At 66.7% G+C, this 23,370-nt stretch carries 22 protein-coding genes and 1 tRNA gene; 20 read left to right on the top strand and 3 right to left on the bottom strand.

The genetic code is table 11. The features are described 5' to 3' along the window. Positions 1-69: 69 nt before the first annotated feature. A complete protein-coding gene (locus K6T84_RS05065; RefSeq protein ID WP_224861731.1) occupies positions 70-1,038 on the top strand; it encodes a threonine ammonia-lyase in 969 nt (322 codons plus the stop codon). Between the two features lie 52 nt (positions 1,039-1,090). Here K6T84_RS05065 and K6T84_RS05060 read toward each other — a convergent pair. Next, positions 1,091-1,164, bottom strand: a tRNA-Met gene (locus K6T84_RS05060). Between the two features lie 313 nt (positions 1,165-1,477). On the opposite strand from K6T84_RS05060, the gene K6T84_RS05055 reads away from it, so the two are divergent. Genes K6T84_RS05055 through K6T84_RS04980 form a run of 16 tightly spaced genes read left to right on the top strand, consistent with a single transcriptional unit; the run spans position 1,478 to position 15,574 of the window. Continuing rightward, the gene (locus tag K6T84_RS05055; RefSeq protein ID WP_224865886.1) at positions 1,478-1,702 is read left to right on the top strand and encodes a hypothetical protein; all 225 of its coding nucleotides are present in this window, start codon (positions 1,478-1,480) and stop codon (positions 1,700-1,702) included. 4 nt (positions 1,703-1,706) lie between these two features. Further along, on the top strand, positions 1,707-2,594 hold the full coding sequence (locus K6T84_RS05050) for an MlaE family ABC transporter permease (RefSeq protein WP_224861733.1): 888 nt from the start codon (positions 1,707-1,709) through the stop codon (positions 2,592-2,594). Between the two features lie 3 nt (positions 2,595-2,597). Further along, positions 2,598-3,458, top strand: a complete 861-nt coding sequence (locus tag K6T84_RS05045; protein ID WP_224861735.1) for an ABC transporter permease — start codon at positions 2,598-2,600, stop codon at positions 3,456-3,458. A gap of 3 nt (positions 3,459-3,461) precedes the next feature. Continuing rightward, a complete protein-coding gene (locus K6T84_RS05040; RefSeq protein WP_225396730.1) occupies positions 3,462-4,901 on the top strand; it encodes an MlaD family protein in 1,440 nt (479 codons plus the stop codon). Next, positions 4,898-5,947 carry an MlaD family protein gene (locus K6T84_RS05035; RefSeq protein ID WP_225400415.1) on the top strand — a complete coding sequence of 350 codons (1,050 nt, stop codon included), beginning with the start codon at positions 4,898-4,900 and terminating at the stop codon, positions 5,945-5,947. The genes K6T84_RS05040 and K6T84_RS05035 overlap by 4 nt, the downstream gene beginning before the upstream one ends. Beyond that, entirely contained in the window at positions 5,944-6,978 is a 1,035-nt protein-coding gene (locus K6T84_RS05030; protein ID WP_224861741.1) for an MlaD family protein, read from the top strand. The genes K6T84_RS05035 and K6T84_RS05030 overlap by 4 nt, the downstream gene beginning before the upstream one ends. Next, on the top strand, positions 6,975-8,111 hold the full coding sequence (locus K6T84_RS05025) for an MCE family protein (RefSeq protein ID WP_224861743.1): 1,137 nt from the start codon (positions 6,975-6,977) through the stop codon (positions 8,109-8,111). Before K6T84_RS05030 ends, K6T84_RS05025 begins: the two co-directional genes overlap by 4 nt. After that, positions 8,108-9,217 carry an MlaD family protein gene (locus K6T84_RS05020; protein ID WP_224861745.1) on the top strand — a complete coding sequence of 370 codons (1,110 nt, stop codon included), beginning with the start codon at positions 8,108-8,110 and terminating at the stop codon, positions 9,215-9,217. The genes K6T84_RS05025 and K6T84_RS05020 overlap by 4 nt, the downstream gene beginning before the upstream one ends. Then, positions 9,214-10,485, top strand: a complete 1,272-nt coding sequence (locus tag K6T84_RS05015; RefSeq protein WP_225396731.1) for an MlaD family protein — start codon at positions 9,214-9,216, stop codon at positions 10,483-10,485. The genes K6T84_RS05020 and K6T84_RS05015 overlap by 4 nt, the downstream gene beginning before the upstream one ends. Then, positions 10,485-11,111, top strand: coding sequence for an Rv1363c family protein (locus tag K6T84_RS05010; protein ID WP_225396732.1), 627 nt, complete (start codon positions 10,485-10,487; stop codon positions 11,109-11,111). Before K6T84_RS05015 ends, K6T84_RS05010 begins: the two co-directional genes overlap by 1 nt. A gap of 18 nt (positions 11,112-11,129) precedes the next feature. Then, on the top strand, positions 11,130-11,639 hold the full coding sequence (locus K6T84_RS05005; RefSeq protein WP_225396733.1) for an Rv1363c family protein: 510 nt from the start codon (positions 11,130-11,132) through the stop codon (positions 11,637-11,639). Next, positions 11,636-12,436, top strand: a complete 801-nt coding sequence (locus tag K6T84_RS05000) for a hypothetical protein (RefSeq protein WP_225396734.1) — start codon at positions 11,636-11,638, stop codon at positions 12,434-12,436. Before K6T84_RS05005 ends, K6T84_RS05000 begins: the two co-directional genes overlap by 4 nt. Before the next feature lie 28 nt (positions 12,437-12,464). Then, the gene (locus tag K6T84_RS04995; protein ID WP_225396735.1) at positions 12,465-12,644 is read left to right on the top strand and encodes a hypothetical protein; all 180 of its coding nucleotides are present in this window, start codon (positions 12,465-12,467) and stop codon (positions 12,642-12,644) included. 23 nt (positions 12,645-12,667) lie between these two features. Continuing rightward, on the top strand, positions 12,668-13,549 hold the full coding sequence (locus K6T84_RS04990; RefSeq protein ID WP_225396736.1) for an oxygenase MpaB family protein: 882 nt from the start codon (positions 12,668-12,670) through the stop codon (positions 13,547-13,549). A 2-nt stretch (positions 13,550-13,551) separates the two neighbouring features. Then, positions 13,552-14,358 carry an oxygenase MpaB family protein gene (locus K6T84_RS04985; RefSeq protein WP_225396737.1) on the top strand — a complete coding sequence of 269 codons (807 nt, stop codon included), beginning with the start codon at positions 13,552-13,554 and terminating at the stop codon, positions 14,356-14,358. Continuing rightward, positions 14,351-15,574 (top strand): TetR/AcrR family transcriptional regulator, encoded by a 1,224-nt coding sequence (locus tag K6T84_RS04980; RefSeq protein ID WP_225396738.1) that lies wholly within the window; start codon positions 14,351-14,353, stop codon positions 15,572-15,574. Before K6T84_RS04985 ends, K6T84_RS04980 begins: the two co-directional genes overlap by 8 nt. A gap of 15 nt (positions 15,575-15,589) precedes the next feature. Here K6T84_RS04980 and K6T84_RS04975 read toward each other — a convergent pair whose 3' ends face one another. Both K6T84_RS04975 and K6T84_RS04970 read right to left on the bottom strand, forming a co-directional pair. After that, positions 15,590-18,553: a UPF0182 family protein gene (locus K6T84_RS04975; RefSeq protein WP_225396739.1), complete on the bottom strand. Its 2,964-nt coding sequence runs from the start codon at positions 18,551-18,553 to the stop codon at positions 15,590-15,592. 57 nt (positions 18,554-18,610) lie between these two features. Further along, positions 18,611-19,630 (bottom strand): YlbL family protein, encoded by a 1,020-nt coding sequence (locus tag K6T84_RS04970; protein ID WP_225396740.1) that lies wholly within the window; start codon positions 19,628-19,630, stop codon positions 18,611-18,613. A gap of 99 nt (positions 19,631-19,729) precedes the next feature. Here K6T84_RS04970 and K6T84_RS04965 point away from each other — a divergent pair, with 99 nt between their 5' ends. Genes K6T84_RS04965 through K6T84_RS04955 form a run of 3 tightly spaced genes read left to right on the top strand, consistent with a single transcriptional unit; the run spans position 19,730 to position 23,370 of the window. Continuing rightward, positions 19,730-21,088: a zinc-dependent metalloprotease gene (locus tag K6T84_RS04965; protein ID WP_225400418.1), complete on the top strand. Its 1,359-nt coding sequence runs from the start codon at positions 19,730-19,732 to the stop codon at positions 21,086-21,088. A gap of 55 nt (positions 21,089-21,143) precedes the next feature. Next, positions 21,144-22,001: a TOMM precursor leader peptide-binding protein gene (locus K6T84_RS04960; RefSeq protein WP_225400419.1), complete on the top strand. Its 858-nt coding sequence runs from the start codon at positions 21,144-21,146 to the stop codon at positions 21,999-22,001. Positions 22,002-22,044: 43 nt separating this feature from the next. Further along, complete coding sequence (locus K6T84_RS04955; protein WP_225400420.1) at positions 22,045-23,370, top strand: macrolide-binding ATPase MABP-1; 1,326 nt, start codon at positions 22,045-22,047, stop codon at positions 23,368-23,370.

The following is a 23,370-nucleotide window of genomic DNA, read 5'->3' as shown; positions in this document are numbered from 1 at the left end:
GTCGATGGCGGCAGTTCGTCGGCGTCGAACCTGCGTAGAGCCGTACCTGGGGCGCTACGCTGCTGTCTCGTGCAGCGGACACGCCTGGACACTGCCCGGATCCGAGCGGCCCGCGGGGTCATCGATCCGGCTTTTCTCGATACCCCGCTGTACCGCTGCGACGGGCTGGAAGCCGAACTCGGGTGCGCGGTGAGCATCAAACTCGAAACACTGAACCCGGTCCGCAGTTTCAAAGCCCGCGGTGCCGAGGTCGTCGCGAGCCGCCTCGTCGAGGACGGCGCGCAGGCGGTGGTGTGCGCCAGCGCAGGCAATCTCGGCCATGCCCTCGCCTGGTCCGGTCGACGCCGGGGACTCACCGTCACCGTCGTGGCATCGCATGCTGCGCCGGCCGCCAAGCTTGATCGCATCCGCGAATTGGGCGCCCGGCTGGAGTTGGTGGACGGTGACTTCGATGTGGCACGCGAACGGGCGCAGACCATCGCGCGCCACGAGGGCATCCGACTGGTCCAAGACACCGTGGACATCGAGACCTGCGAAGGCGCGGCGACCATCGGGCTGGAATTGGTGGACGCCGCAACGTCATTCGACGCGGTCTTGATCGCACTCGGCGGAGGGGCACTGACCATCGGTGTCGGTCATGTGATGAAGGAGCTGGCGCCCGGCGTCGAGGTGATCGGTGTTCAGCCGTTGGGCGCGCCTGCGATGACGTACTCGTGGCAGCAACGGCGCGTCGTCACCACGGACTCGACCACCACTATCGCCGACGGCGTTGCCAGCCGCAGCCCTATCCCGGCCGCATTGGACGATCTCCTGCAAGTCGCCGACGACGCCGTCCTGGTCCGGGAGAGCTCGATCATCGCCGGTATGCGACTGCTTCTCGATCATGCGGGTCTGGTCGTCGAACCCTCGGCCGCACTCGGTGTCGCCGCGATCCTGGAGGATCGCTCCCGCTTCGCCGGTCGGCACGTCGTCACCATCGTGTGCGGCAGCAACGTCGATGTGGCGACGTACCGTCGCTGGGTCGGCGTCGGGCCGTAGGAAGCTGAAAAAGTGGCCCCCGGAAACTTCTCCGGGGGCCACCTTCCACTAGTAGCGGGGACAGGATTCGAACCTGCGACCTCTGGGTTATGAGCCCAGCGAGCTACCGAGCTGCTCCACCCCGCGTCGGTAGGTACGAGGTTACCGAATAGGCGGCGACCGCGCCAAATCGCCTGCTGTCGAAGCCCTCGCCAGCCCGTCGTGGGAACGCAGCGGCTCAAATCGGCCTGTAATCAAAATTAACTAATCTGGGGCCCGCATCCACTTCTACCCAGCGCGTCCTGCGACTATCGAGGGCAAAATCGGGAATGCAAAATTAACTTTCCTCTTGCAGCGCGGCCTCGGCCGTGGCATGCTTCTCGCACAAGCCAATTGAGTCCTGCATCACATCCCGCTGCGGCGGGACCAGAAGAGTCGGGAGAACTTTCAGATGCCAGGCATTGTCGACGGCATTGGCCGTCTACTCAGCTATCGGATGAGCGTCGGTGAACTGATCGGCATGGGCCTGATCATCGGCACGCCCTACCTGATCATCGGGTTGGTCTGGTCGTTGACCCACACCGCGCACCTGCACGAGATGCAAGGACTTGACCTGATCGTGTCCTTCCTAGGGTCGATCGTGTCGTGGCCGGTGCTGCTGGTCTCCAACGTGTGCATGCAGTGACCCGATGGCCACACCGGATTCCGCGCGTCGGCTGATCCAACTCGCCGACCGACAACTGGCCGGCCGAGCAGGCCTGCGCGCCGTCGTCGACTGGCTCGTGCAGTACCTGCAGAACCATCCGATCCAGTCGCTGGGCACCGGCGGCAGCCAAGTGGTACTGGGGGTGCGAGCCGTCCAGTACCTGTTCGTCGACCTGTTCACCGGCCGGCTGCTGCTCGGCGAGTTCATCGACCAGACGGCGTTCGTGGCCGGCGCCGCTTTCCTGCCAACGGTTTTCGTCACCATCCCGGTGGGAGTGACACTCTCGATCCAGTTCAGTGTGCTAGCCGGCCAAGTCGGCGCCTCATCACTGGCCGGCGCGGCCACCGGGCTGGTCATCATCCGCCAGGCGGCTCCCCTGGTCGCCGCGATGCTGCTCGCGGTGGCCGTCGGTTCCGCGGTCTGCGCCGACCTGGGCTCACGGGCCATGCGCGAAGAGATCCAGGCCATGGAGGTCATGGGCGTCTCACCGGTGCGGCGTCTGGTGGTTCCGCGACTGGCCGCCCTGATGACCGTCGGCGTACTGCTCACCGGCATCACCTTTTTCGTCGGCTACGTCGCCGGCTACATCTTCAACGTTTTCCTGCAGAACGGGACCGCCGGCTCGTTCATCGCCACCTTCTCGTCGTTCTCCGACGTCGGAGACATGTGGCTGGCATTCGCCAAATCGATCGTCTTCGGGATGATCGTCGCGATCGTCAGCTGCCAGAAGGGCCTCGACAGCCACGGCGGACCCGCCGGCGTCGCCAACTCGGTGAACGCCGCCGTCGTCGAGTCCATCCTGCTTCTGATGTTCGTCAACGTCTTGATGAGCCAGCTCTACGTGATCCTGTTCCCCAGGCAGGCGCTGTAGACAATGGTCATTCCCAGCGCTTTTGAGATACCCGGGCTGCGGTCGGTCACCGGTCTGTTCAGTGGCGTGTTCTTGGCGGTGGCCCGCGCCGGCCATCTGGTGCATTTCTTCGGCCGAACCCTCGCCTCGATACCGACCATGCTGCGTCACTATCGGCGCGAGATGCTGCGACTGCTCTCCGACATCGCCTGGGGCAACGGGTCGATCGTGGTGGGCGGTGGCACCATCGCCGTCGCACTGGCACTCGGGGCGATCGCCGGTGCGCTGGTCGCCGTCGAGGGCTACAACGTGCTGGACCTGCTCGGCCTGGGACCCGCCACCGGCCTGATCTCCTCGTTCGCCACCACCCGCGAACTCGCCCCGATCATGGTGGGGATGGCGTTCATCGCCCAGGCCGGCTGCCGCTTCACCGCCCAGCTCGGCGCCATGCGCATCAACGAGGAGATCGACTCGCTCGAAGCGATGGCGATCAACCCCATCCCGTTCCTGGTCACGACCCGGGCCGTCGCATCGGTGATCGCGGTGGTCCCACTGTTCCTGGTGGCGCTGGGCATCGCCTACGTGTCCTGCCAGTTCTCCGTCATCCTGATCTCCGGGCAGTCCAACGGGTCCTACCTGCACTACTTCTCACTGTTCGTCAACGGCCGCGACGTGCTGTACGCGACGTTCAAAGCCACCGTGTTCGTGTTCGTGTCCTCGACCATTCAGAGCTACTACGGGTTCGTCGCATCGGGCGGCCCGGCAGGGGTCGGGGTGGCCGCCGGACGGGCGATGCGCACCAGCGTGACCGCGGTGGTTGTGGTCAACATGTTCATGACCATGGCGCTGTGGGGCGTCGAATCCGGCGCCAGGTTCGGGGGTTAGGCGATGCCCAACTCATTCGACACCGATCCGCGCGGGCCCTCCAACCTTCGGGTGTTCGTGCTGGGCGTGGTGTTCATCATCGTCGCCGTCGCCATCGCGACGCTCATGGTCGCCAAATCCCAGGGCCGCCTGGACAACCTGGTGCGAGTCAACGTGCGGCTGACCAACATCGGCGACGGCCTGCCGCCTCGCTCCGATGTGAAGTACCACGAACTGCTGGTCGGCTCGGTCTCCGACATCACCCCGTCCACGCACGGGCTGCCCAACGAAGTTCACATCGTGCTCAAACCCGAACATGCGGTCAACATCCCCGACACCGTTACCGCCCGGGTCGTACCGGCCAACCTGTTCGCCGTGTCGGCGATCCAGCTGGTGGACAATGGCATTGCCCGCGACCACCTCCGCTCGGGTGCCGTGGTCCTCGAAGACGAGTCACTACCCACCGTGCTGTTCCAGAACGTACTGAACAAACTCCGGCAGTTGATCAGCCCTCTGGGCCGCAAACCCGACGACACCACCGTCGGCGTGATCGCGGCCCTGGGCACCGCCACCCACGGGCGCGGCCAGGAACTCACCGACACCGGACACAACCTGAACGAGATTCTGGCGCAGCTGAACTCCGTTGTCGCCGAGGATGACGCCGGGCCGACCACCTTGTCCGCACTCACGGCGGCAGCCGAAGGCCTGCAGCAGGCGTCGCCCGAACTGTTCGATGCACTCGACCGGTCGATCCGGCCGATGGCCACCATCGCCGAGAAGGGACCGCAGCTGTCCAGTCTGCTGGCTGGCGGAACCGACACCGCGACCACGCTGGCCGGCGCCCTGGAGAATCAGTCCGAGCGGATGATCACGATCACCAGTCAATTCACCCCCGCTCTCGGGGTGATCGCGGATCACGCCGATGAATTCCACGGCGTGTCAACCAAGTTGCAGACTCTTGCCGATCGGATCTACGACATAATCTGGGATCCGAACGAGAATCTGCTCCAGGTCAAGGCGGCGATCGCACTGACGCCGAGCCGCACCTACGTCCGCGCGGACTGCCCACGTTACGGCGAGCTGGCCGGGCCGAGCTGCGCGACCGCACCGGAGGTGCCCACCGCGCCGGACCTGTTCCCAGCGCTGGAATCTCAGGGCGTATCACCCACCCCGGGCATGACCGAGAATCGCCCAAACGTCACCCCACCGCGGCACTCCATGCCGGGCGATCCGCAGGGGCCACCGATCCCCCCGCCGCCGGGACCCCCGGCCGAGGTCCCGGCCGCCGAGCCGCAGGGGGCGGTCGCAGGCGGCAACGTCGGACTGGTCGGAAGTCCGCAGGAGAAGCAGCAGATCAGCCTGATCGCCGGCAGCGCCGATACCCCCACCGTGCTGCTGCTCGCCCCGTTGCTGCGCGGTAGCACGGTGCACCTGTCCCAGACCGCGAAAGAAGGTGGCCGGTGAGGCAACGCAGCAGATCGGTGATCGGCATGGCCATCTTCACCACCTTCGCCCTGACCGTCACCTGGATGGTCTACAACACGTTGCGCCGCGACATCGCCGGGCCCACCTACACCTATTCGGCGATCTTCAGCGACGCCTCCGGCATGCGCCCCGGCGACGACGTCCGTGTCGCCGGTGTGCGGGTCGGGCGCGTCGACCGGGTCAGCCTGCAGGGCACCACCGCCAAAGTGCAGTTCCGGGTGCAACGCGACCAGCGGCTCTATCGGAACACGGTCGCCTCGGTGACGTATCAGAGCATCATCGGGCAGCGCTACCTCGGTCTGGCCCAGGGGCCCGGTGACAACCACGACACCCTGCCCGACCACGGCCAGATACCGATCGAACACACCAATCCGTCGTTGGACGTCTCCTACATGCTCAATGGATTCGAGCCGCTGTTCGCCGAGCTCGACCCCGAGCAGATCGACAACATCAGCAATGCGACAGTCCTTGCGCTACAGGGCAACAAGTCATCGATGCTGACGCTGATCACCCAGGCCTCGCAGATGGCCGAGACCTTCGCCGGACCCGACGAGGTGCTCAGCACGCTCATCGTCAACCTGGACCGGCTGATGGCAGACCTGGCCGGCCAGAGCACCAACCTGGAGAGGATGATCCGTCAGTCCCGCGACACCATGGTCACCCTGGCCAACCAGCGCGAGCCGCTGATCGACTCGGTGGGCTCGATCAATGCCACCATGGCACGACTGTCGACCATCGTCGACAACATCTCACCCGATCTCGAAGAGTTCATCGGGCGCCAGCCCGGGCTGCTCAACTACGGGGTGAACGACGGCCGTGAACGGTTCGCCTACATGGCGGCGAACCTGCCGTATGTCCTGCAGGGGCTTGCCCGGGTCACCCAGAGCGGCACCTACAGCGACGTCTATGCCTGCGAGCTCGACTTCGGCCTGTGGCGCGGGTTGTTCAACTGGTTCCGGGCGTTCGTCGGCGCGGCCACCGCGAGCGAAGGCCTCGCCCACCAGCACTCGGCGGCGTGCCGATGAGCCCCTTTCCGGCCGCGCTCAAACGCCCCATCGAGTCCTTCAGCAGGCCGTGGCTGGGCGTGGTCTCGATCATCGTCATCGCCACGGTGCTGCTCGCCACCGTCGTCTACTCCGGCCTGGGCGTTGGAAGGACCCGCTACCAAGGCGAATTCGCCCAGGCGGCTCAGATCCGTTCCGGTGCGGTGGTGACCATCGCCGGCGTCAAGGTCGGCACCGTGGAACGCGTCAAGCTGGCCGGCGACCACGTGGTGGTCGGATTCAACGTCGAGCGCGGCATCCCCCTGGGCGCCGATACCCGCGCCGCGATCAAACTCACGACCATCCTGGGATCGCGCTACCTGGAACTGTCACCGGCGGGCACCGGAGCACTGACGAATCGCCGCATCACCCTGGCGCACACCGAGGTTCCCTACGACTTGCAGCGAACCCTGGCAGGGGCGACCCGCACCTTGGGACCGGTTGACGCCGACCGATTCGTCGACTCGCTGAACACGCTCAACGCCAACCTCGGCGGGGTCGCGCAGGAACTGCCGCAGAGTTTGAAGAACCTGCAGGCGATGGCCGACATCATCGCCGACCGCCGCGACCAACTCGGCACCCTGTTGACCAACACCGAGACGTTGACCACGATGCTGCGCACTCAGCGGGCCAACCTCGGTGCGCTGGTGCTGCAAGGCCGGGATGTGCTGCGCGAGATCGCTACCCGGCGTGCGGCCGTGCAGCAGCTGTTCGCCAGCGCCACGCTGCTCATCGACCGCGCCCACGGGATCTTGGGCGACGAGGCGGGCGTCAATCAGATGATCGGTGACTTCGGTGAGTTCATGAAGATGACCGCCGACCACGACGCATTGCTGCGCAGCTTCCTGCAGTCCACCCCGGTGGCGCTGCGCAACTTCACCAACGCCACCGGCAGCGGCAACGCGGTCGACGTCTTCCTGCCGGCCGGTGTCTTCGTCGACTCCTGGATGTGTGCCCTCAGTGGACGCGCCCGGCAGTTCAACCTCGTCGAGTACTTCAAGGACTGCGAATGAGCCGGGCCCTCAAGCTCTACACACTCGCCGGCGCGGCGGCGATGGTCCTGGCCGTGACCGGCGCCGCGGTGGTCCCCCAGCTGATCCCCGACCTGCCCCGGATAGCCCTGCACAAGACCCGGGTGACCGCCCAGTTCTCCGACGCCGTCGGCCTTTACATCGGCAACGGAGTATCGGTGCTGGGAATGGACGTCGGCAAGGTCACCGGCATCACCCCCAGGGGCGGCTACGTCGAGGTCGAGCTCGCGATCGACGCCGGGGTGGACATCCCCGCCGACGCACAGGCCGTCACCGTCTCCTCCTCAGTGCTCACCGACCGCCACGTCGAACTCACCCCGGCATACACCGGCGGCCCCAAATTGCGTAACGGCGATGTGCTCAGCACCGACCGCACCCGCACACCGGTCGAGTTCGAACGCACCCTGGCGATGATGCACAAGCTGGGCAGCGCACTGCGCGGGGACGACAAGAACTCGGGACCGCTCGGTGAGTTCGTGGCGCTGGGATCACAGATCACCGTCGGCAACGGGCCGGATATCAAGGCGACGTTGGGTCGGCTCTCGCAAGCCCTGCAGGTCGGATCGGACAAGGGCGAACATAGCAAGAAGACCATCCAGACGATCATCACCGGCGTTTCCGAACTCAGCGAGGCCGCGTCCCGAAATGACGCCGCGCTACGCGAATTCGGCTCCTACGTACATCAACTCAGCGGGATACTGGCCGCGGAGAACCTCGGCTCCGGCAAGACCGGTGCCAAGATCAACCGGCTGCTCGCCGAGACCTCGCGGCTGCTCGAAGGCAACCAGGACCGACTGCGCGACGCGTTCTCCGATGTCCGCACGGTGGCCACCACGCTGACCGACAACGAACGCGACCTGCGCGAAATCCTCGACGTAGGACCACTGTTCGTCGACAACTTCTACAACATCATCGACGACCACGCGGGCAGCCTGCGATCCCACCTGCTGCTGGGCAAGACACTGTTCAACAGCCAGTTCGGCAAGGAGATCTGCAACCTGATGGGGCTGAAGCAGCTGGCGTGCGCGACCGGAACGCTGGCCGACTACGGGCCGGACTTCGGGCTGGGCAGCATGCTCGACCTGATGCAGGACGGGATCGGTGACCAACCGTGACGCGGCGTGTGATGCGCGCGCTTCGCGCCACGCTGGCGTTCGCAACGGCGTTGCTGACGGTCGGATGCGGCCTGGACCTGCAGAGCGTGGCCCTGCCCGCACCCGGTGGCGGCGGGCCCTACTACACCATCACCGCGGTGTTCTCCGATGCCCTGAACCTGCCGGAGAAGGCCAAGGTCCGGTTGTACGGCGCGCAGATCGGTGAGGTCGAATCGATTCGGGCGCAGGACTTCAACGCCTACATCACCATGCGGATCAAATCCGATGTGCCGCTGTATGCCGGCAGCACCGCCGAACTGCGCTCGGCCACCCCGCTGGGCGACATCTTCGTCCAGATCTGGCCGGACAAGAACCGGCCCGCCGACGCTGCGCTGCTGCGCAACGGAGCCACGCTTGCGCTGGACGCGACCGCCAACGCACCGACCGTCGAGGAACTGATCAGCTCGATGGCGATGCTGGTCAACGGCGGCACGGTGCGCCATCTGGTGTCCATGCTCAACGGTGCGGGCAAAGCAGTCGGCGGGCGCGGCGAGAAGCTCGGCCTGCTGCTGGACCAGACGGCGACGCTGCTGTCGCGGATGAGCGCCCGGTCGACGCAGTTGGACCTGACGCTGCGCAAGTCCTCGGATCTGGCCGCGACCATGTCGGAGCGTCAGGCCACCTTCGACGACGCACTGACCCACCTGGCACCGGCGCTCAACGTCATCTCCGACAACACCTCCGGCTTGATCGATCTGGTCGACACCGGCGCGCGGATCACCCGGCAACTGTCCCGTTTTCCGTCGTTGCAGGGCACCGACACCCGCAGCCTCACCGCCGACATCAACAAGATGGCCGGTGTATTCAACGACATCGCCACGGACCCGGAATTGTCTTTGGTGTCGTTCAACCGGTTCTTGGGGATCTTGATGAAGACCTTCAACGGCCCCGCCGCCCACGTCAAAGGAGAGATCGACAAGATCACGCTGGTGCCCTGGCCCGACAAGAACTACCCGGGCGACCCCGAATTCCATTGGTCAGACGGCACCGACTGGCATCTGATGATCGGCGACCTGCGCTACGAGTGGAACATCCTGCTCTCCCGAATCTACGGAGCGCAGCGGTGAGACCGTTCCTCGACCTCCTCGACCTATTCGCCAGGCTGGGCGTCTGGCTGGTTCAGGTCGGCCATCGGCAACGCATCCTGTTGTCCGGCATAGGTTTGGCGCTCACCACGGTGGTTGCCGCGGCCTACGTGACGATCGTCGGCGTCGGGATCAATCCGGCGCAGAAGACGATCTCGGTGCGGGTGCTGCTTCCGCAGTCGGGCGGTCTGCTGGTCAATCAGGACGTCACCGTGCGCGGCATCCCGATCGGCCGGGTCACCGACGTACACCTGACCGCAGCGGGAGCCGAAGCGGTGGTGTCGGTGCGCGCCGACCGCCCGATTCCCCGCGACACCGCCGTGCGGGTATCGGGCCTGTCGGTCGCCGGTGAGCAGTACCTCGACTTTCGCCCCGAGCACGAGAACGGGCCCTACCTGACCGACGGCTCACTGATCGGTCAGGAACAGACAGGCGTGCCGGTGTCGCTGCCCCAGATCATCGACGACAGCCGTGGCGCGCTGGGCCAGGTGGATGCCGAGAAGCTCACCGCGGTCTTCAACGAACTGCGGGTCAGCCCGGAAGGCGGCAAGAAGCTGTCCGCGCTGTTGGACGGCACTGTGTTGCTGGCCTCGACACTCGACGGCGTACTGCCCGAGACCGTCAGCATGCTGCGCAACACCCGGATCACGTTCACCACCTTCGGCGACGTCGCCCCGGGACTGCGTGGAACCAGCAAAGACCTGCAGCAGATCCTCGAGGGCGTCAACACGATGGACGGCGGATTCCGCACCCTGGTCGACCTCGGCAGCACCGAACTCGGGCAGGTCGACGGCTTCATCGGCGACAACCGCGAGAACGTCTACGCCCTGCTGGGCAACCTCACCACCCTGTCGCAGATCTTCTATCTGCGGGTACCTGCCCTGCAGGACCTGTGGCGCCCCGACCACGGATCCCTGGTGGATCGCCTGGCCGGCACCGTGCACGACGGCGGGGTCTGGGTGATCGCCGACATCTACCCGCGGCATCGCTGCGACTACGGCCTGCCGCGCAAGTCGCCGTCGGCGGTGAATTTCCCTGCCCCCTACCGCAATACCTATTGTCCCGATGACGACCCGTCCTTGTTGGTCCGCGGTGCCCGCAATGCGCCGCGCCCCCCGGGGGATGACACCGCCGGCCCGGTGCCCGGAAGTGATCCGCTGGCGACTCTGGATCCGCCGCCGGTCTACCCGCCCTACACCCTGCCCACTCCCGACGGCGGTCCTGCGCTGCCCGCATGGATCCCCAACTGATGAGAAAGCCGAACCCCATGGGAAATGTCGCCGAGCCCGACATCTTCGACCAACTCCTCGAGGAGTCCGTCACCGATCCCGCAGAGACCGAGACCGAGACCGCCACAGCCGATCCCGTGGAATCCACCGTGGAATCGGGTGCGCCGTCGGCGCGGCGAAACCGGGCAGCAGCGCTGGTGGCCGCGCTGCTCATCGCGGCACTGGCCTATTCGGGCTACGCCGGATGGCGCCTGCACCAACTCGATGCACGCGCCGCCGCGGCGCAGTCCGCCTTGGCGGCCGCCAAGGACTACGCCATCGCCCTGACCACCCTGGACACCGCCGACATCGACGGAAACTACGCCCGCGCACTCGACGGGGCGACCGGAGCGTTCAAGGAGGCCTACAGCCTGGGAGCCAAGCAGCTACGCCAGATCCTGATCGACAACAAGGCGTCCGGGAAGGGCGTCGTCATCGACGCGGCGGTCAAATCGGCCACCACGAGCCGGGTTGAGGTGTTGCTGTTCGTCGACCAATCCATCACCAACGCAGTCCGTTCCGAACCGCGTATCGACCGCAACCGGATCCAGATGACCATGGAACGCGTCGACGGCCGATGGCTGGCCGGTCAAGTCGACCTGATCTGAGGAAAGAAGATGGCACCCATGACCACCCGACTGCGGCGCATCGTGAAGCCGGCAGCGGCGCTCGCCGCGATAGCCGTGCTCAGCGGCGCCGGATATCAGGGTTGGCTGCTCCACCAACACTATCGATCCGGTGTCGCCGCGCGCGAGGCTCTGGACGCCGGAACGCAATACGCGGAGATCCTGACCACCGCGAACCCCGGCACCATCGACCGGCAGATCACCAGAATCCTCGACGGGTCGACCGGCAAGTTCCACGATCGCTACGCCAAGCAGAGTTCGGATCTTCGGGCGCTGCTGCTCGCCAACCAGGTGACCACCCGCGGCAGCGTGGTCAACTCGGCGGTGAAGTCAGCTGATGCCCGCAGCGCCACCGTGTTGTTGTTCGTGCAGCAGACCTTCAGCAGCGCCAAGGTGAAGGGCGCCCCCGGTGATCCGCCGGCCGACGTCACCCCGATGGCGATCACCCTGCAGAAGGTGGGCGGGCGCTGGCTTGCCAGTGACGTCGCTGCCGCGGAGCTGAACCCGTGACCGGGCGCTTCGCCGCCGCGGCAGCCGCGACGGGAACCGTTACCGCGCTGCTGTTCTGCGCACCGGCGCCTGCCGGCTCCGCCGCGGGGTTCTGCGGCGAACTGCAGGCCGGCTGGGACGGTCAGCGTTGCAGCACCCTGGTCACCTCACCGCGAAAAGCCGAGCGCTACATCGCCTTCGACCTTCCCGAGCCGATGCTGGACGACGCCGCGGCGGGCCCCGTGGTGCGCGACTTCTACCAGCGCCTGATGAACGGGTGGCGCAGTTCGGGCGCCGAGGCTGTGCGGGACAGCAGCGCGATCGCCTATTACCAGAGCTTTTCCGGGCCGGGACCAGTGCAGTCACTGGTCGTTCATGAATGTCTGGAACCCTTTGGGATGCAGGCCAACAACGCCTACCGCACCTTTGTCTTCGACATGGCCTCCGGCCGCCGGCTCGGCCTGGCCGACCTGTTCAAGCCGGGCGTCGACCCGATGAGCGTCATCCCGACCGCAGCGGCCCCGGTACTCCCGGCGGCCCTGGACGCCGCGGCACCCCCACATACGCCGAACACCTATCCGTTCACCGCGGAGGAGTTCGCGCCCGGCCCCCGCGGAAGCGGATACACCGGCGACTACCGGGCCTTCGCGCTGTCCACCGATCACCTGGTGCTGTACCTGCCCGATGCCCCGATGCTGCGGGAGAAGCCACAACCCGCCGACCGGTTGGTGTGGTCGATGGACGGCGGGGCGGTGGTGGTCCGGGTGCCGCTGGAAGCACTGTCGGGTGCCCTGCGCCCGGAATACGGTGGAACATGAACCGCACACTGATTGGAGGACCCCGCCGATGATGGTTCTGGTGAGGCTCATCGACCTCGTCGTCAGCTTGCTGCGCTACCTGGCCTCCCCCGAAGGCCGGTTGTTGCGCGTCGGCGTACTGGTGGTGCTCTTCTTCGGTGCACTGGTGGGGGTTGCCGGGCTCATCTGGGGACTCGCCCAACTACCGCACTACCTGGCCGGACCGTAGCCCAATCGAAAGGATCGCGGAGTATGTCCACCCTGCATGAACTCACCACCGACCAGACCCGGATCAGCGTCGAGACCTACACCCCGCGCTGGGACGACGAACCCGTCAACCTCACCGAGGCACTGGACTTCTGGTCGGCCGCCGCATCGGCCGCCAACGTCGTCATGCAGATGAGCATGCCCGGCGTCGGACACGGCGTCGTGGAGAGCCGGGTGGAATCCGGTGCACTGATGGAACATCCGTGGAAGCGGCTGCGCACCACCGCGCAATACATGGCGGTCGCGGTGCTGGGCACCGACCAGGAACGCGCCGCCTACCGCGATGCGATCAACGTCGCGCACCGGCAGGTCCGCTCCACCGATGAGAGTCCGGTCAAATACAACGCCTTCGACAGGGACCTGCAATTGTGGGTCGCCGCATGCCTTTTCGTCTTCTACGAAGACACCTATCAGCTGCTGCGCGGCAAGATGACCGAGGAACAGGCCGAGGAGTTCTACCACCACGCCTGGCCGCTGGGCACCACCCTGCAGGTCACCGCCGACCAGTGGCCGGCCACCCGGGCCGAATTCGACACCTATTGGAACACCACCTGCCGAACACTGGAGATGGACGAAGCCGTCCGCGAGTTCCTGCTGCGCCTGATCGGATTGAAGATGGTCAACCCGATCATCCGGGTGCTGTTCGCTCCACTGTTGCGGTTCTTGACGATCGGTTTTCTCTCACCGGTCTTTCGTGAGCTGCTCGGTGTCGAATGGTCGGCTACCGAACAGCGCCAGTTCGAGAACCTCTTCCTGTTCGTGTCATTCGTCAACCGCTTCATCCCCCGATTCATCCGCACCGCGAACTACGCCGTGCTGATGGGCGATCTGCGGTATCGCCTCCGCCGGAACAAGTCGCTGATCTGATCATGTCGCGGAGCCACGACGACGGACTGGGTCCCCAGAGCATCCTGTGGCATGTCCTGGCCGACCGGCGCTACCTGTTCGTGCTGCCCCGGGCGGTGTGTCTGCTGATGCTGCATCCCGGTATCGCCGCCGGGATCACCGAGCATGCCCTGATGCGGGACCGCATCTGGCTGCACAAGCGGCGCACCGTCACCCAGGCCGTCAACTACGCCTACTCCGATCGCGACATGAGCCCGCAGATGCGGTTCTCCCACGAGCACGTCAAGGGCGTCGACGCCTTCGGACACAAGTACCACGCGCTGAATCCCGATACCTTCCATTTTCAGCACAGTGCCTACGTAGAGTCGCTGTTCGTCATGGTCAACACATTCATCCGCAGGCTCGACGCCGACGAGCACGAGCAGCTCTACTCCGAATGTTGCAGCTGGTATCGCCGGTACGGCGTATCCACCCGGCCGATGCCGGCGACCTGGCCGGAGTTCGGCGATTATTTCCAGGACTACTGCCGCTCAAACCTGATGTCCGGCCCGCACTTCGAGCCGTTCCGCGAACAGATCTTCGCCCCCACCGACTGGTGGATGCGCGCAGTCCCCCAACCCGCGATCCGCGCACTGCAGCATCCCCTGGCCCGCGAGCTCGCCGGAATCGACGTCAGCGCCGCCGACCAATGGTCACTGCGGCAGTTCGTCCGGTTGAGCCAGATTTCGACGCTGGCCCCGAGACACCGCTGGAACGCCCGGGCGCGCACCGCCCTTCGCAACGCGGCCCACCACAATCCCACGACACCGCTGGGCGCCACCCATGACTGACGCCGCGCCGACCGTCCGGCGACGCCCCAAGGACCGCAAAGACCAGATCGTGCGGGCCGCCGCCGAATCGTTCAGCAGCCAGGGCTATCACACGGTCGGCGTGGAAGACATCGCCACCGAGGTCGGCATCTCGGCTCCGGCCCTCTACCGGCACTACGCCAGCAAGTACGACCTGTTCAGAGTCGCGGTGTTGGCGCTGAGTCAACAACTGGTCGACGGCACCGACATCGAACCCGACCTCGACGCCGGCCCGGCCGGTGCACTGGATCAGCTCATCGCGGCCCTGATCGACACCGCGCTGCGCAACCGGGAATCCGGCGGCCTCTACCGATGGCAGGCCCGCTACCTGCGCGACGACGATGCCACCCTGCTGTTGGATCAGTTGCGGCTGGTCAATCAGCGCCTCCAGCTGCCGATGGCCGAGCTGCTGCCGGAATCCCCACCGCTGCATCATCAAATGCTGTCGGCGGCGGTGCTCAGCGTTGTCGGCGGCATCACCGACCACCGGCTGCGCGCCCCCGCCGAGCAGATCAAAGAGCTGCTGATGCAGGCGTCGTGGGCAATGCTGAACACTCCCCTGCCCACCCCGGACAACTTCACACCCGGGGTGCGCGGGGAACGCATCTTCACCGCGGATGCCGGAGTCTACGAAGCGGTGCTGCACGCCGCGATGACGTTGTTTCACCGGCACGGCTACCCCGAGACCAGTGTGGCCCAGATCGCCAAGCTCGCCCATCTTCGAGCATCGGGCATCTACCGCTACTTTCCGGGCAAGGCCGACATCCTCAGCACCGCGCTGCGACGCTCGTCGGATCGGCTCTCCGCGGAGCTGTCGGTGGTCAACACCAATCGTTCCGAACCGCGAGAAGCACTGACACAACTGGTCGACATCTACGTCGCCACCTCGTTCGCCAACCCGGAGCTCGCCTCGATCTACTACAGCGAGCAGGTCCATCTCTGCGAGATCGACCGCACGCTACTGCGCAACGTTCAGCGATCCACCATCGACTCCTGGGTCGGGTTGCTGCTGGCCGTGCGCCCGGATCTCAGCGCGATGACTGCGCGATTCCTGGTCCACGCGGCGATGGGCTTGGTGGTCGACGTCGGGCGGCTGGTGCACTACGACCGCACTGAGGATCACAGCGAGCCGGAGCAGTTCAACTACGCGCAGGCGTGCGTGCGCACACTGATGCACGCCGTACTGTTCGGCGCCTGAGCCGCCTCCCGCGCCCTACTTGGCGTTGTTGTACTTGGCCATGGCGTCGTCGAGGCGTTGCAGCGCAGCCCCGTAGCCGGCGAAGTCGCCCCGGCGCTGGGTGTCGCGCACCGCGCTGATCGCCGCGTCGATCTCGCGCAGCGCGGCCGCCTTCGCCGGCGACAGCCCCGCGGCACCCGACGGCGGTGGCGGCGCCGGCACCGCTGCGACGGGCGGGGCGGCCGGCGGCTTCTGCTGCTGGGCCCCGCCGCCGTCGGTGGGTGTGATGTCGGTGGCCGCGGCACTGGCGCCCGGTCCGAACAGGCCGGTCAGCGCATCGGAGACCGTCGGCCCGTAACCGATCTTGTCGTTGTACATCATCGCCACCCGAATAAGGCGCGGGTAGGACGACGCGGCGTCACTGGAACCCGGTGAGGCATAGACGGGCTCGACATAGAGCAGGCCGCCCTGGGCCACCGGCAGCGTCAGCAGATTGCCCCACCGGATTCGGTTCTGGTTGTCGCGCCCGATCACACCCAGGTCCTGGCTGACGGCGGTGTCGGTGGTGATCGCGTTGTTGGCCAGCTTGGGACCGTTGACCTGACCGGGAATGGTCAGAACGGTGATCTTGCCGTAGGTGTCCGGGTCGGAGCTGGCCGAGATGTAGGCCGCCAGGTAGTCGCGCTTGAACCGGTTCATCGCGCTGGTCAGCTGGTACGAAGCCGAACCATCCTCTTTCACAAGGTTTTTCGCCACGATGTAGAACGGCGGCTGGAAGCTGCTGGCGGTCGGGTTGGGGTCCAGCGGCACATCCCAGAAGTCCGACGTGGAGAAGAAGGTCACCGGGTCGTTGACGTGATACTTGGCCAGCAGCATGCGCTGCACCTTGAACAGGTCCTCGGGATAGCGCAGGTGGTCGGCCAACTCGGGCGAGATGTCCGCCTTGGGCTTGACCGTTCCCGGGAACACCTTCATCCACGCCTGCAGCACCGGGTCCTGCTCGTCCTGGGCGTAGAGGTGCACCGTTCCGTCGTAGGCGTCGACGGTGGCCTTGACCGAGTTGCGAATGTAGGACACCCGCCGATCCGGCAGCAGCCGGTTGAACTCCACCTCTTTGGAGTCCATGGTCGCCGACGACAGTGACGTCAGCTCCGAGTACGGGTAGTTGTCCAAGGTGGTGTAGCCGTCGATGATCCACACCAGCCGCTTGTTGACGATCGCCGGGTACACCGTCGAGTCGGTGGTCAGCCATGGTGCCACGGCCTGCACGCGGCCGGCCGGGTCACGGTTGAACAGAATCTTGCTGTCCGAGCCGATCACATTGGAGAACAAGAAATTTCGCTCGGCGAACTTCGCGGCGAACACGCTGCGGGCCAACCAGTTTCCGATGTCGACCCCGCCGGTACCGGTGTAGGTGTAGTTCTTGGTCTCGGTGTTGGTCTCGTAGTCGTATTCGCGGTCGTTGCCATTGCGCCCGACGATCGCGTAGTCCGCGAGGGTGTCGGCGATCACCGGTCCGTAGTAGACGCGCGGCTGGTCCAGGCGGGCCGGCCCCTGGGAGACCACCCCGCCGTTGGCCCCGACGACGTTGGCCAGGAACTCCGGGTAGCCGCCGTTCTGGTTGGGGTCGTTGGCGATTCCGCGCACCGTGTTGGCAGGCGAGGCGATGAACCCGTTGCCGTGGGTGTAGACGGTGTGTCGGTTGATCCAGTCGCGCTGGTTGTCGATCAACCGGTCCGGGTTGAGCTCTCGGGCGGCGACGACATAGTCGCGCAGCTGGCCGTCGTCGTCGCGGTAGCGGTCGATGGTGAGCTGGTCGGGGAAGAAGTAGAAGTTCTTGCCCTGCTGGAACTGCGTGAAGGCCGGACTGACGATCGTCGGGTCCAGCAGCCGGATGTTCGATGTGGTGGCCGCGTCGGCGCCCACCTGCGCGGCGGTGGCCCGGGTATCCGAGCCGTAGTTGCGGTAGGTCACCACGTCCTCAGTCAGCCCGTAGGCGTGCCGGGTCGCCGTGATGGAACGCGAGATGTACTCGCTTTCCTTCTGTGCCGCGTTGGGTTTGACGCTGAACTGCTCCACGATCAGCGGCCAGCCCGCGCCGACGATCACCGACGACAGCAGCAACAGCACCAGACCGACCGCCGGAATCTGCAAGTCGCGCAACACGATCGCCGAGAACACCGCCACCGCGCAGATCAGCGCGATCGCCAGCAGGATCATCTTGGCGGGCAGCACCGCATTGATGTCGGTGTAGCCGGCGCCGGTGAAGGGTTTGCCGGCCCGGGTGTGGCTGAGCAGTTCATAGCGGTCCAGCCAGTAGGACCCGGCCTTGAGCAGCACCAGGGTGCCGACCAGGCTGACCACCTGAATGCGGGCCGGACGGCTCAGCGCACCGGCGCGGCCGGACAGCCGGATTCCACCGAAGATGTAGTGCGTCGTCAGGTTCGCCAGTGCGGCCAGGAAGAACGTCACCAGCAGCAGCCCGAGCACAAGTCGGTAGAACGGCAGATCGAAGGCGTAGAAACCGAGGTCCCTGCCGAATTGCGGATCCGCGATACCGAATTCACCGCCGTGCAGGAACAGCTGGATGCGCACCCAGTAGCTCTGCGCGACGATCCCGGCCAGCAGGCCCACACCCGCCGGGATCCCGAATCCGACCGTCCGCAGCCGCGACAGCACGACGGTGCGGTAGCGCGCCACCGGATCGTTGGCACCGTTGGTCGGCACGAACACCGGCCGGACCCGAAACGCCATCGCCATCCCGGCGAACACGATCCCGCCGACCACCAGCGCCACCACCACGAAGGCGACCAGACGGGTCAGCAGCGTCGTGACGAACACCGACCGGTAGCCCAGCTCCCCGAACCACAACCAGTCGACGTAGCCGTCGATCATCCGCGGCGCCACCAGCAGCAGCAGGATCACGGTGATGGCACTGCCGACCATGATCCGGCTGCGCGGGGTCAGTTTCGGCATCCTCGCGGTGGGTCGCATACCCACAGGCCACGCTCCTAAATCGGTTGGGTGCTGATGCGCCCACTGTAGCCAACACCCCGCTCAGCAGGACGGTGGCTGACCTCCGTCGGCGAGGGTCTTCAACGCATCCACCGCCCGGGCCAGACTGTCGACCTTGACCAGCTGCAGGCCGACATCGTCCGACCGCGCCTCGTAACAGTTGTCGGTCGGCACCAGGAACACCGTCGCGCCGGCCTCCTTGGCCGCGATCATCTTGTGGGTGATGCCGCCGATCGGGTCGACCTGGCCGTTCGACTTGATGACACCCGTTCCGGCAATGAATTTCGGCCCGGCCAACTCCCCGGTGGTGAGCTTGTCGATCACCGCCAGGGAGAACATCAGCCCCGCCGACGGCCCACCGATGTTGGCCAGGTTGAACTCGATGGTGAACGGCGCCCACGGCGCATCGAGCACCGAGACACCCAGAAATCCGTTGGCGCGGTCCTTGTTCTCTCCCAGCGTAATCCGGGCGGTTCCGGGCGCGGCGTTCTTGCGCCGGTAGTCGATCACCACCTTCTCACCGGGCTTGGTGGCCGCCAGTCGCTTGGTGAACTGCTCCACGGTGTAGACGGGTTCACCGTTGACCGCATCGACCGCGTCGCCACGCTTGAGGGCACCCGCAGAAGGGCCCGGGTCGTGTACGTCGGCCAGCGTCACCGCGCTCGGGTAACGCAGGTAGCCCAGCGCGGCGTATTCGGCGCTCTGCTCGGAGGCCCGGAAGTCGTCGTCGTTGTCGCGGTCCACCTCCTCACGGGACTTGTCGGGCGGATAGACCAGGTCACGAGGCATCAACTGCTCGCGACCGGACAACCACAGCGTCAGCGCCTCGCCGAGGGTGAGCCCGTCGCGCTGCGACACCGTGGTCATGTTGAGGTGGCCGGTGGTGGGGTGCGTCTCGGTGCCCTGGATATCGACCACCTGCTTGCCGTCGACCGTGCCGAGGGTGTCGAAGGTGGGCCCCGGGCCCAGCGACACGAAGGGCACCGTCACCACCGCCAGCAGCGCGCCGAACACGACCATCGGCAGCACCGCGGCCAACAGCGTCACAATCCGCCTGTTCACCCCGGAAATGGTAAACGGCCCCCGTCGAGACCGGGGCAAGCCCGACCATCGACGACGTAGGTGCCACGCCGGCCGATACAGATCGGTACCGTTGGGTCCATGGCTGATCTGCCCTTCGGATTCTCTACCGGGGACGACCCCGACCGCGACCGGTCCGGTTCGGGCCCGGGTCCCAGCGATCCGTTCGGCATGGGCTTTGGCACCGGCGGGGCGTTCAACATGGGCGACCTGGGCCAGATGTTCACCCAACTCGGCCAGATGTTCAGCAGCGCCGGCCGCGTCGGCGCGGACGGAAAGCCGGCCGGGCCGGTCAACTACGACCTGGCCCGCCAGGTCGCGGCCAAGTCGATCGGTTCGGTGGCACCCGTCACCGACTCGACCAACACCGCGATCGGCGACGCGGTGCACCTGGCCGAGACCTGGCTCAACGGCGTGACCTCGCTGCCGGCCGGCACCACCGCCGCCGTCGCCTGGACTCCGGTGGACTGGGTGGAGCACACCATGGCCACCTGGCAGCGGCTGTGCGACCCGATGGCCGAGCAGGTCTCGTCGGTGTGGGCGTCGGCGCTGCCCGAAGAGGCCAAGAGCATGGCCGGTCCGCTGCTGTCGGTGATGTCGCAGATGGGCGGGCTGGCGTTCGGATCGCAGCTCGGCCAGGCCCTGGGCCGGCTCTCCGGAGAGGTGCTCACCTCCACCGATATCGGACTTCCCTTGGGCCCCAAGGGAACCGCCGCCCTGCTGCCCGGCGCCATCGAGGAGCTGGCCGGCGGGCTGGAGCTGCCGCGCAGTGAGATCGTCACGTTCCTGGCAGCGCGCGAGGCCGCCCATCACCGACTGTTCACCCATGTGCCGTGGCTGGCCGGCCAGCTGTTGAACACCGTCGAGGCCTATGCGCGGGGCATGAAGATCGACATGCGCGGCATCGAGGAACTGGCGCAGGGCTTCGACCCGATGTCGATGGGCGATCCGTCGGCGATGGCGGAGCTGCTCAACCAGGGCGTGTTCGAACCCAAGTCGACCCCCGAGCAGCTGGCCGCCCTGGAGCGATTGGAGACCCTGCTGGCCCTGATCGAGGGCTGGGTGCGCACGGTGGTGACCGCCGCACTCGGCGACCGGATCCCGGGAACCGCGGCGCTCTCGGAGACGCTGCGCCGCCGCCGGGCCACCGGTGGACCGGCCGAGCAGACCTTCGCCACCCTGGTGGGTCTGGAACTGCGTCCGCGCAAGCTGGCCGAGGCCGCGGTGCTGTGGGAGCGGCTCACCGACGCCGTCGGGATCGATGCCCGCGACCAGGTCTGGGCACACCCCGACCTGTTGCCCAGCGCCGCCGACATCGACGCCCCCGCCGCGTTCATCGACCGGATCATCGGCGGGTCCAGCGAGGTCGACTCGGCCATCGACGCCGCGATCGCCGAGTTCCGGCGGGAAGCCGACGAGGGCGGCAAGACCGGCGACTGAGGCGCCTGTGGATGACTGAGTGGACGTCGCCGCCGCGGATGCCAGGCTCACGTGCATGGCCACCCAGACCGCTTACGCGTTGGACCCCGCGCTGCCGGTGCTGCTGCGTCCCGACGGTGCCGTACAGGTCGGCTGGGACCCGCAGCGTGCGGTACTGGTGCAACCGCCCAGCGGCCTGAGCACGGCCGGACTGGCGGCGGTGCTGCGCAGCATGCAGACCCCGTCCACGGTGGCCGCCGTGCGCCGTGAAGCCGCTCGGCACGGGCAAGTGGACATCGAGCAGTTGGACCGCCTGCTGGCCGCGCTCGTCGAGGCCCGGGTCGCCGCGTGCGACACCGGTGCGCCGCCGTCGCGCCGGGCGGCGTCGCTGCGGGTGCACGGCCGCGGGCCGCTGTCGGATCTACTGGTCGAATCACTGCGCTGCTCGGGTGCGGTGGTCCGGCGCACAAGCCACCCGCACGCCGTGGTCAGCGGCTCCGGAACTGATCTGGTGGTGCTCGCCGATGCCCTGGTCACCGAGCCGCGGCTGCTGCGCGAACTGCACGCCGAGCAGGTGGCCCACCTGCCGGTGCGGGTCCGCGACGGCACCGGCGTCGTCGGCCCGCTGGTGCTACCTGGCCGGACAAGCTGTTTGAGCTGCGCTGATCTGCATCGCCGCGACCGCGACGCCGCCTGGCCGGCCCTGGCCGCCCAACTGCGCGACACCGTCGCACACGCCGGCCGCGCGACGGTGCTGGCGACCGTCGCGCTGGCGCTGAGCCAGATCGAGCAGGTGATCGCCGCGGTGCGCGGCACGGCCACCGACCGCCGGCTGGCGCCGCCCCCGACGCTCGACGCCACTCTGGAGGTGGACCCGGCCACCGGCTCGATCATGACGCGACGCTGGGCCCGCCACCCGCTCTGCGATTGCTGACGCCGTCGATTGGCTACGCGGTGACCCCGAACACAACACCGTCATGGATGATGGACACGTGTCAGAGATCAAGCGTGGGAGCGTAGCGCGAAACGCGAAGCTGGCCAGCCTGCCGGTCGGCTTCGCCGGCCGGGCCGCACTGGGCCTCGGCAAACGGCTGACCGGCAAGTCGAAAGACGAGGTCACCGCCGAACTGATGGAGAAGGCCGCCAACCAGCTGTTCACCGTCCTGGGTGAACTCAAAGGCGGGGCCATGAAGGTCGGCCAAGCGCTGTCGGTGATGGAGGCGGCCATCCCCGAGGAGTTCGGCGAGCCCTACCGGGAGGCGCTGACCAAGCTGCAGAAGGACGCCCCGCCGCTGCCCGCCGACAAGGTGCACCGGGTGCTCGACGGCCAGCTGGGCACCAAATGGCGGGAGCGGTTCAGCTCCTTCGACGACGAGCCCGTCGCCTCGGCCAGCATCGGCCAGGTGCACCGCGGGGTCTGGGCCGACGGCCGGCAGGTGGCGGTCAAGATTCAGTACCCCGGCGCCGACGAGGCACTGCGCGCCGACCTCAAGACCATCCGGCGGCTGACCGGCGTCTTCAAGCAGCTGGCCCCCGGCGTGGATGTGCAGGGCGTGGTCGACGAGCTGATCGAGCGCACCGAGATGGAGCTGGACTACCGACTGGAGGCCGACAACCAGCGGATCTTCGCCAAGGCCTACAAGGACCACCCGCATTTCGTCATCCCCAACGTGGTGGCCTCAGCGCCCAAGACGGTAATCCAGGAGTGGATCGAGGGCGTCGGGATGGCCGAGATCATCCGCAACGGCACCGTCGAGCAGCGTGACCTGATGGGCACCCGGCTGGCCGAGTTCACCTGGGACGCCGCGCGCCGGCTGGAGCTGATCCACGGCGACGCTCACCCCGGCAACTTCATGCTGATCGACGGCACCAAGATGGGCGTCATCGACTTCGGTGCGGTCGCCCCGATGCCGGGCGGGTTCCCGGCCGAACTGGGTGCTGCGGTGCGCTACGCCCGCGACAAGGATTACGACCAGGTCATCGCGACGATGCGCCAGGGCGGCTTCATCCAGAAGGGCCAGGAAGTCTCGGTCCGCGAGATCGACGAGATGCTGCGCCAGTACGTCGAGCCGGTGGAAGTCGAGGTGTTCCACTACAGCCGCAAATGGCTGATGCGGATGGCCGGCAAGCAGTTGGAGCGTCCCGTCGAGCAGCTCAAGACCGCGCGTCAGCTCGACCTGCCGCCCAAACTGGCGATGCCGATGCGGGTGCTCGTCTCGACCACGGCGATCATGTGCCAGCTTGACGCCCACGTGCCGGTCAAGCGCCTGTCCGAGGAGTACGTGCCGGGCTTCACCGCCTGA

This window comes from Mycobacterium zoologicum (assembly GCF_020181635.2).
Taxonomy (GTDB): domain Bacteria; phylum Actinomycetota; class Actinomycetes; order Mycobacteriales; family Mycobacteriaceae; genus Mycobacterium; species Mycobacterium zoologicum.
The sequence above is the reverse complement of the archived record's forward strand: the minus strand, read 5'-3'. Positions and strand labels throughout refer to the sequence as shown.

What these genes read in the sequence shown, in the direction of transcription:
- K6T84_RS05045 (WP_224861735.1), top strand. Translation starts at nt 2,598, where the DNA reads ATGGTCATTCCCAGCGCTTTTGAGATACCCGGGCTGCGGTCGGTCACC.
- K6T84_RS04985 (WP_225396737.1), top strand. Translation starts at nt 13,552, where the DNA reads ATGTCGCGGAGCCACGACGACGGACTGGGTCCCCAGAGCATCCTGTGG.
- K6T84_RS05040 (WP_225396730.1), top strand. Translation starts at nt 3,462, where the DNA reads ATGCCCAACTCATTCGACACCGATCCGCGCGGGCCCTCCAACCTTCGG.
- K6T84_RS05005 (WP_225396733.1), top strand. Translation starts at nt 11,130, where the DNA reads ATGACCACCCGACTGCGGCGCATCGTGAAGCCGGCAGCGGCGCTCGCC.
- K6T84_RS05025 (WP_224861743.1), top strand. Translation starts at nt 6,975, where the DNA reads ATGAGCCGGGCCCTCAAGCTCTACACACTCGCCGGCGCGGCGGCGATG.
- K6T84_RS04955 (WP_225400420.1), top strand. Translation starts at nt 22,045, where the DNA reads ATGGATGATGGACACGTGTCAGAGATCAAGCGTGGGAGCGTAGCGCGA.
- K6T84_RS04965 (WP_225400418.1), top strand. Translation starts at nt 19,730, where the DNA reads ATGGCTGATCTGCCCTTCGGATTCTCTACCGGGGACGACCCCGACCGC.
- K6T84_RS05030 (WP_224861741.1), top strand. Translation starts at nt 5,944, where the DNA reads ATGAGCCCCTTTCCGGCCGCGCTCAAACGCCCCATCGAGTCCTTCAGC.
- K6T84_RS05050 (WP_224861733.1), top strand. Translation starts at nt 1,707, where the DNA reads ATGGCCACACCGGATTCCGCGCGTCGGCTGATCCAACTCGCCGACCGA.
- K6T84_RS04990 (WP_225396736.1), top strand. Translation starts at nt 12,668, where the DNA reads ATGTCCACCCTGCATGAACTCACCACCGACCAGACCCGGATCAGCGTC.
- K6T84_RS04960 (WP_225400419.1), top strand. Translation starts at nt 21,144, where the DNA reads ATGGCCACCCAGACCGCTTACGCGTTGGACCCCGCGCTGCCGGTGCTG.
- K6T84_RS05010 (WP_225396732.1), top strand. Translation starts at nt 10,485, where the DNA reads ATGAGAAAGCCGAACCCCATGGGAAATGTCGCCGAGCCCGACATCTTC.
- K6T84_RS04980 (WP_225396738.1), top strand. Translation starts at nt 14,351, where the DNA reads ATGACTGACGCCGCGCCGACCGTCCGGCGACGCCCCAAGGACCGCAAA.
- K6T84_RS04995 (WP_225396735.1), top strand. Translation starts at nt 12,465, where the DNA reads ATGATGGTTCTGGTGAGGCTCATCGACCTCGTCGTCAGCTTGCTGCGC.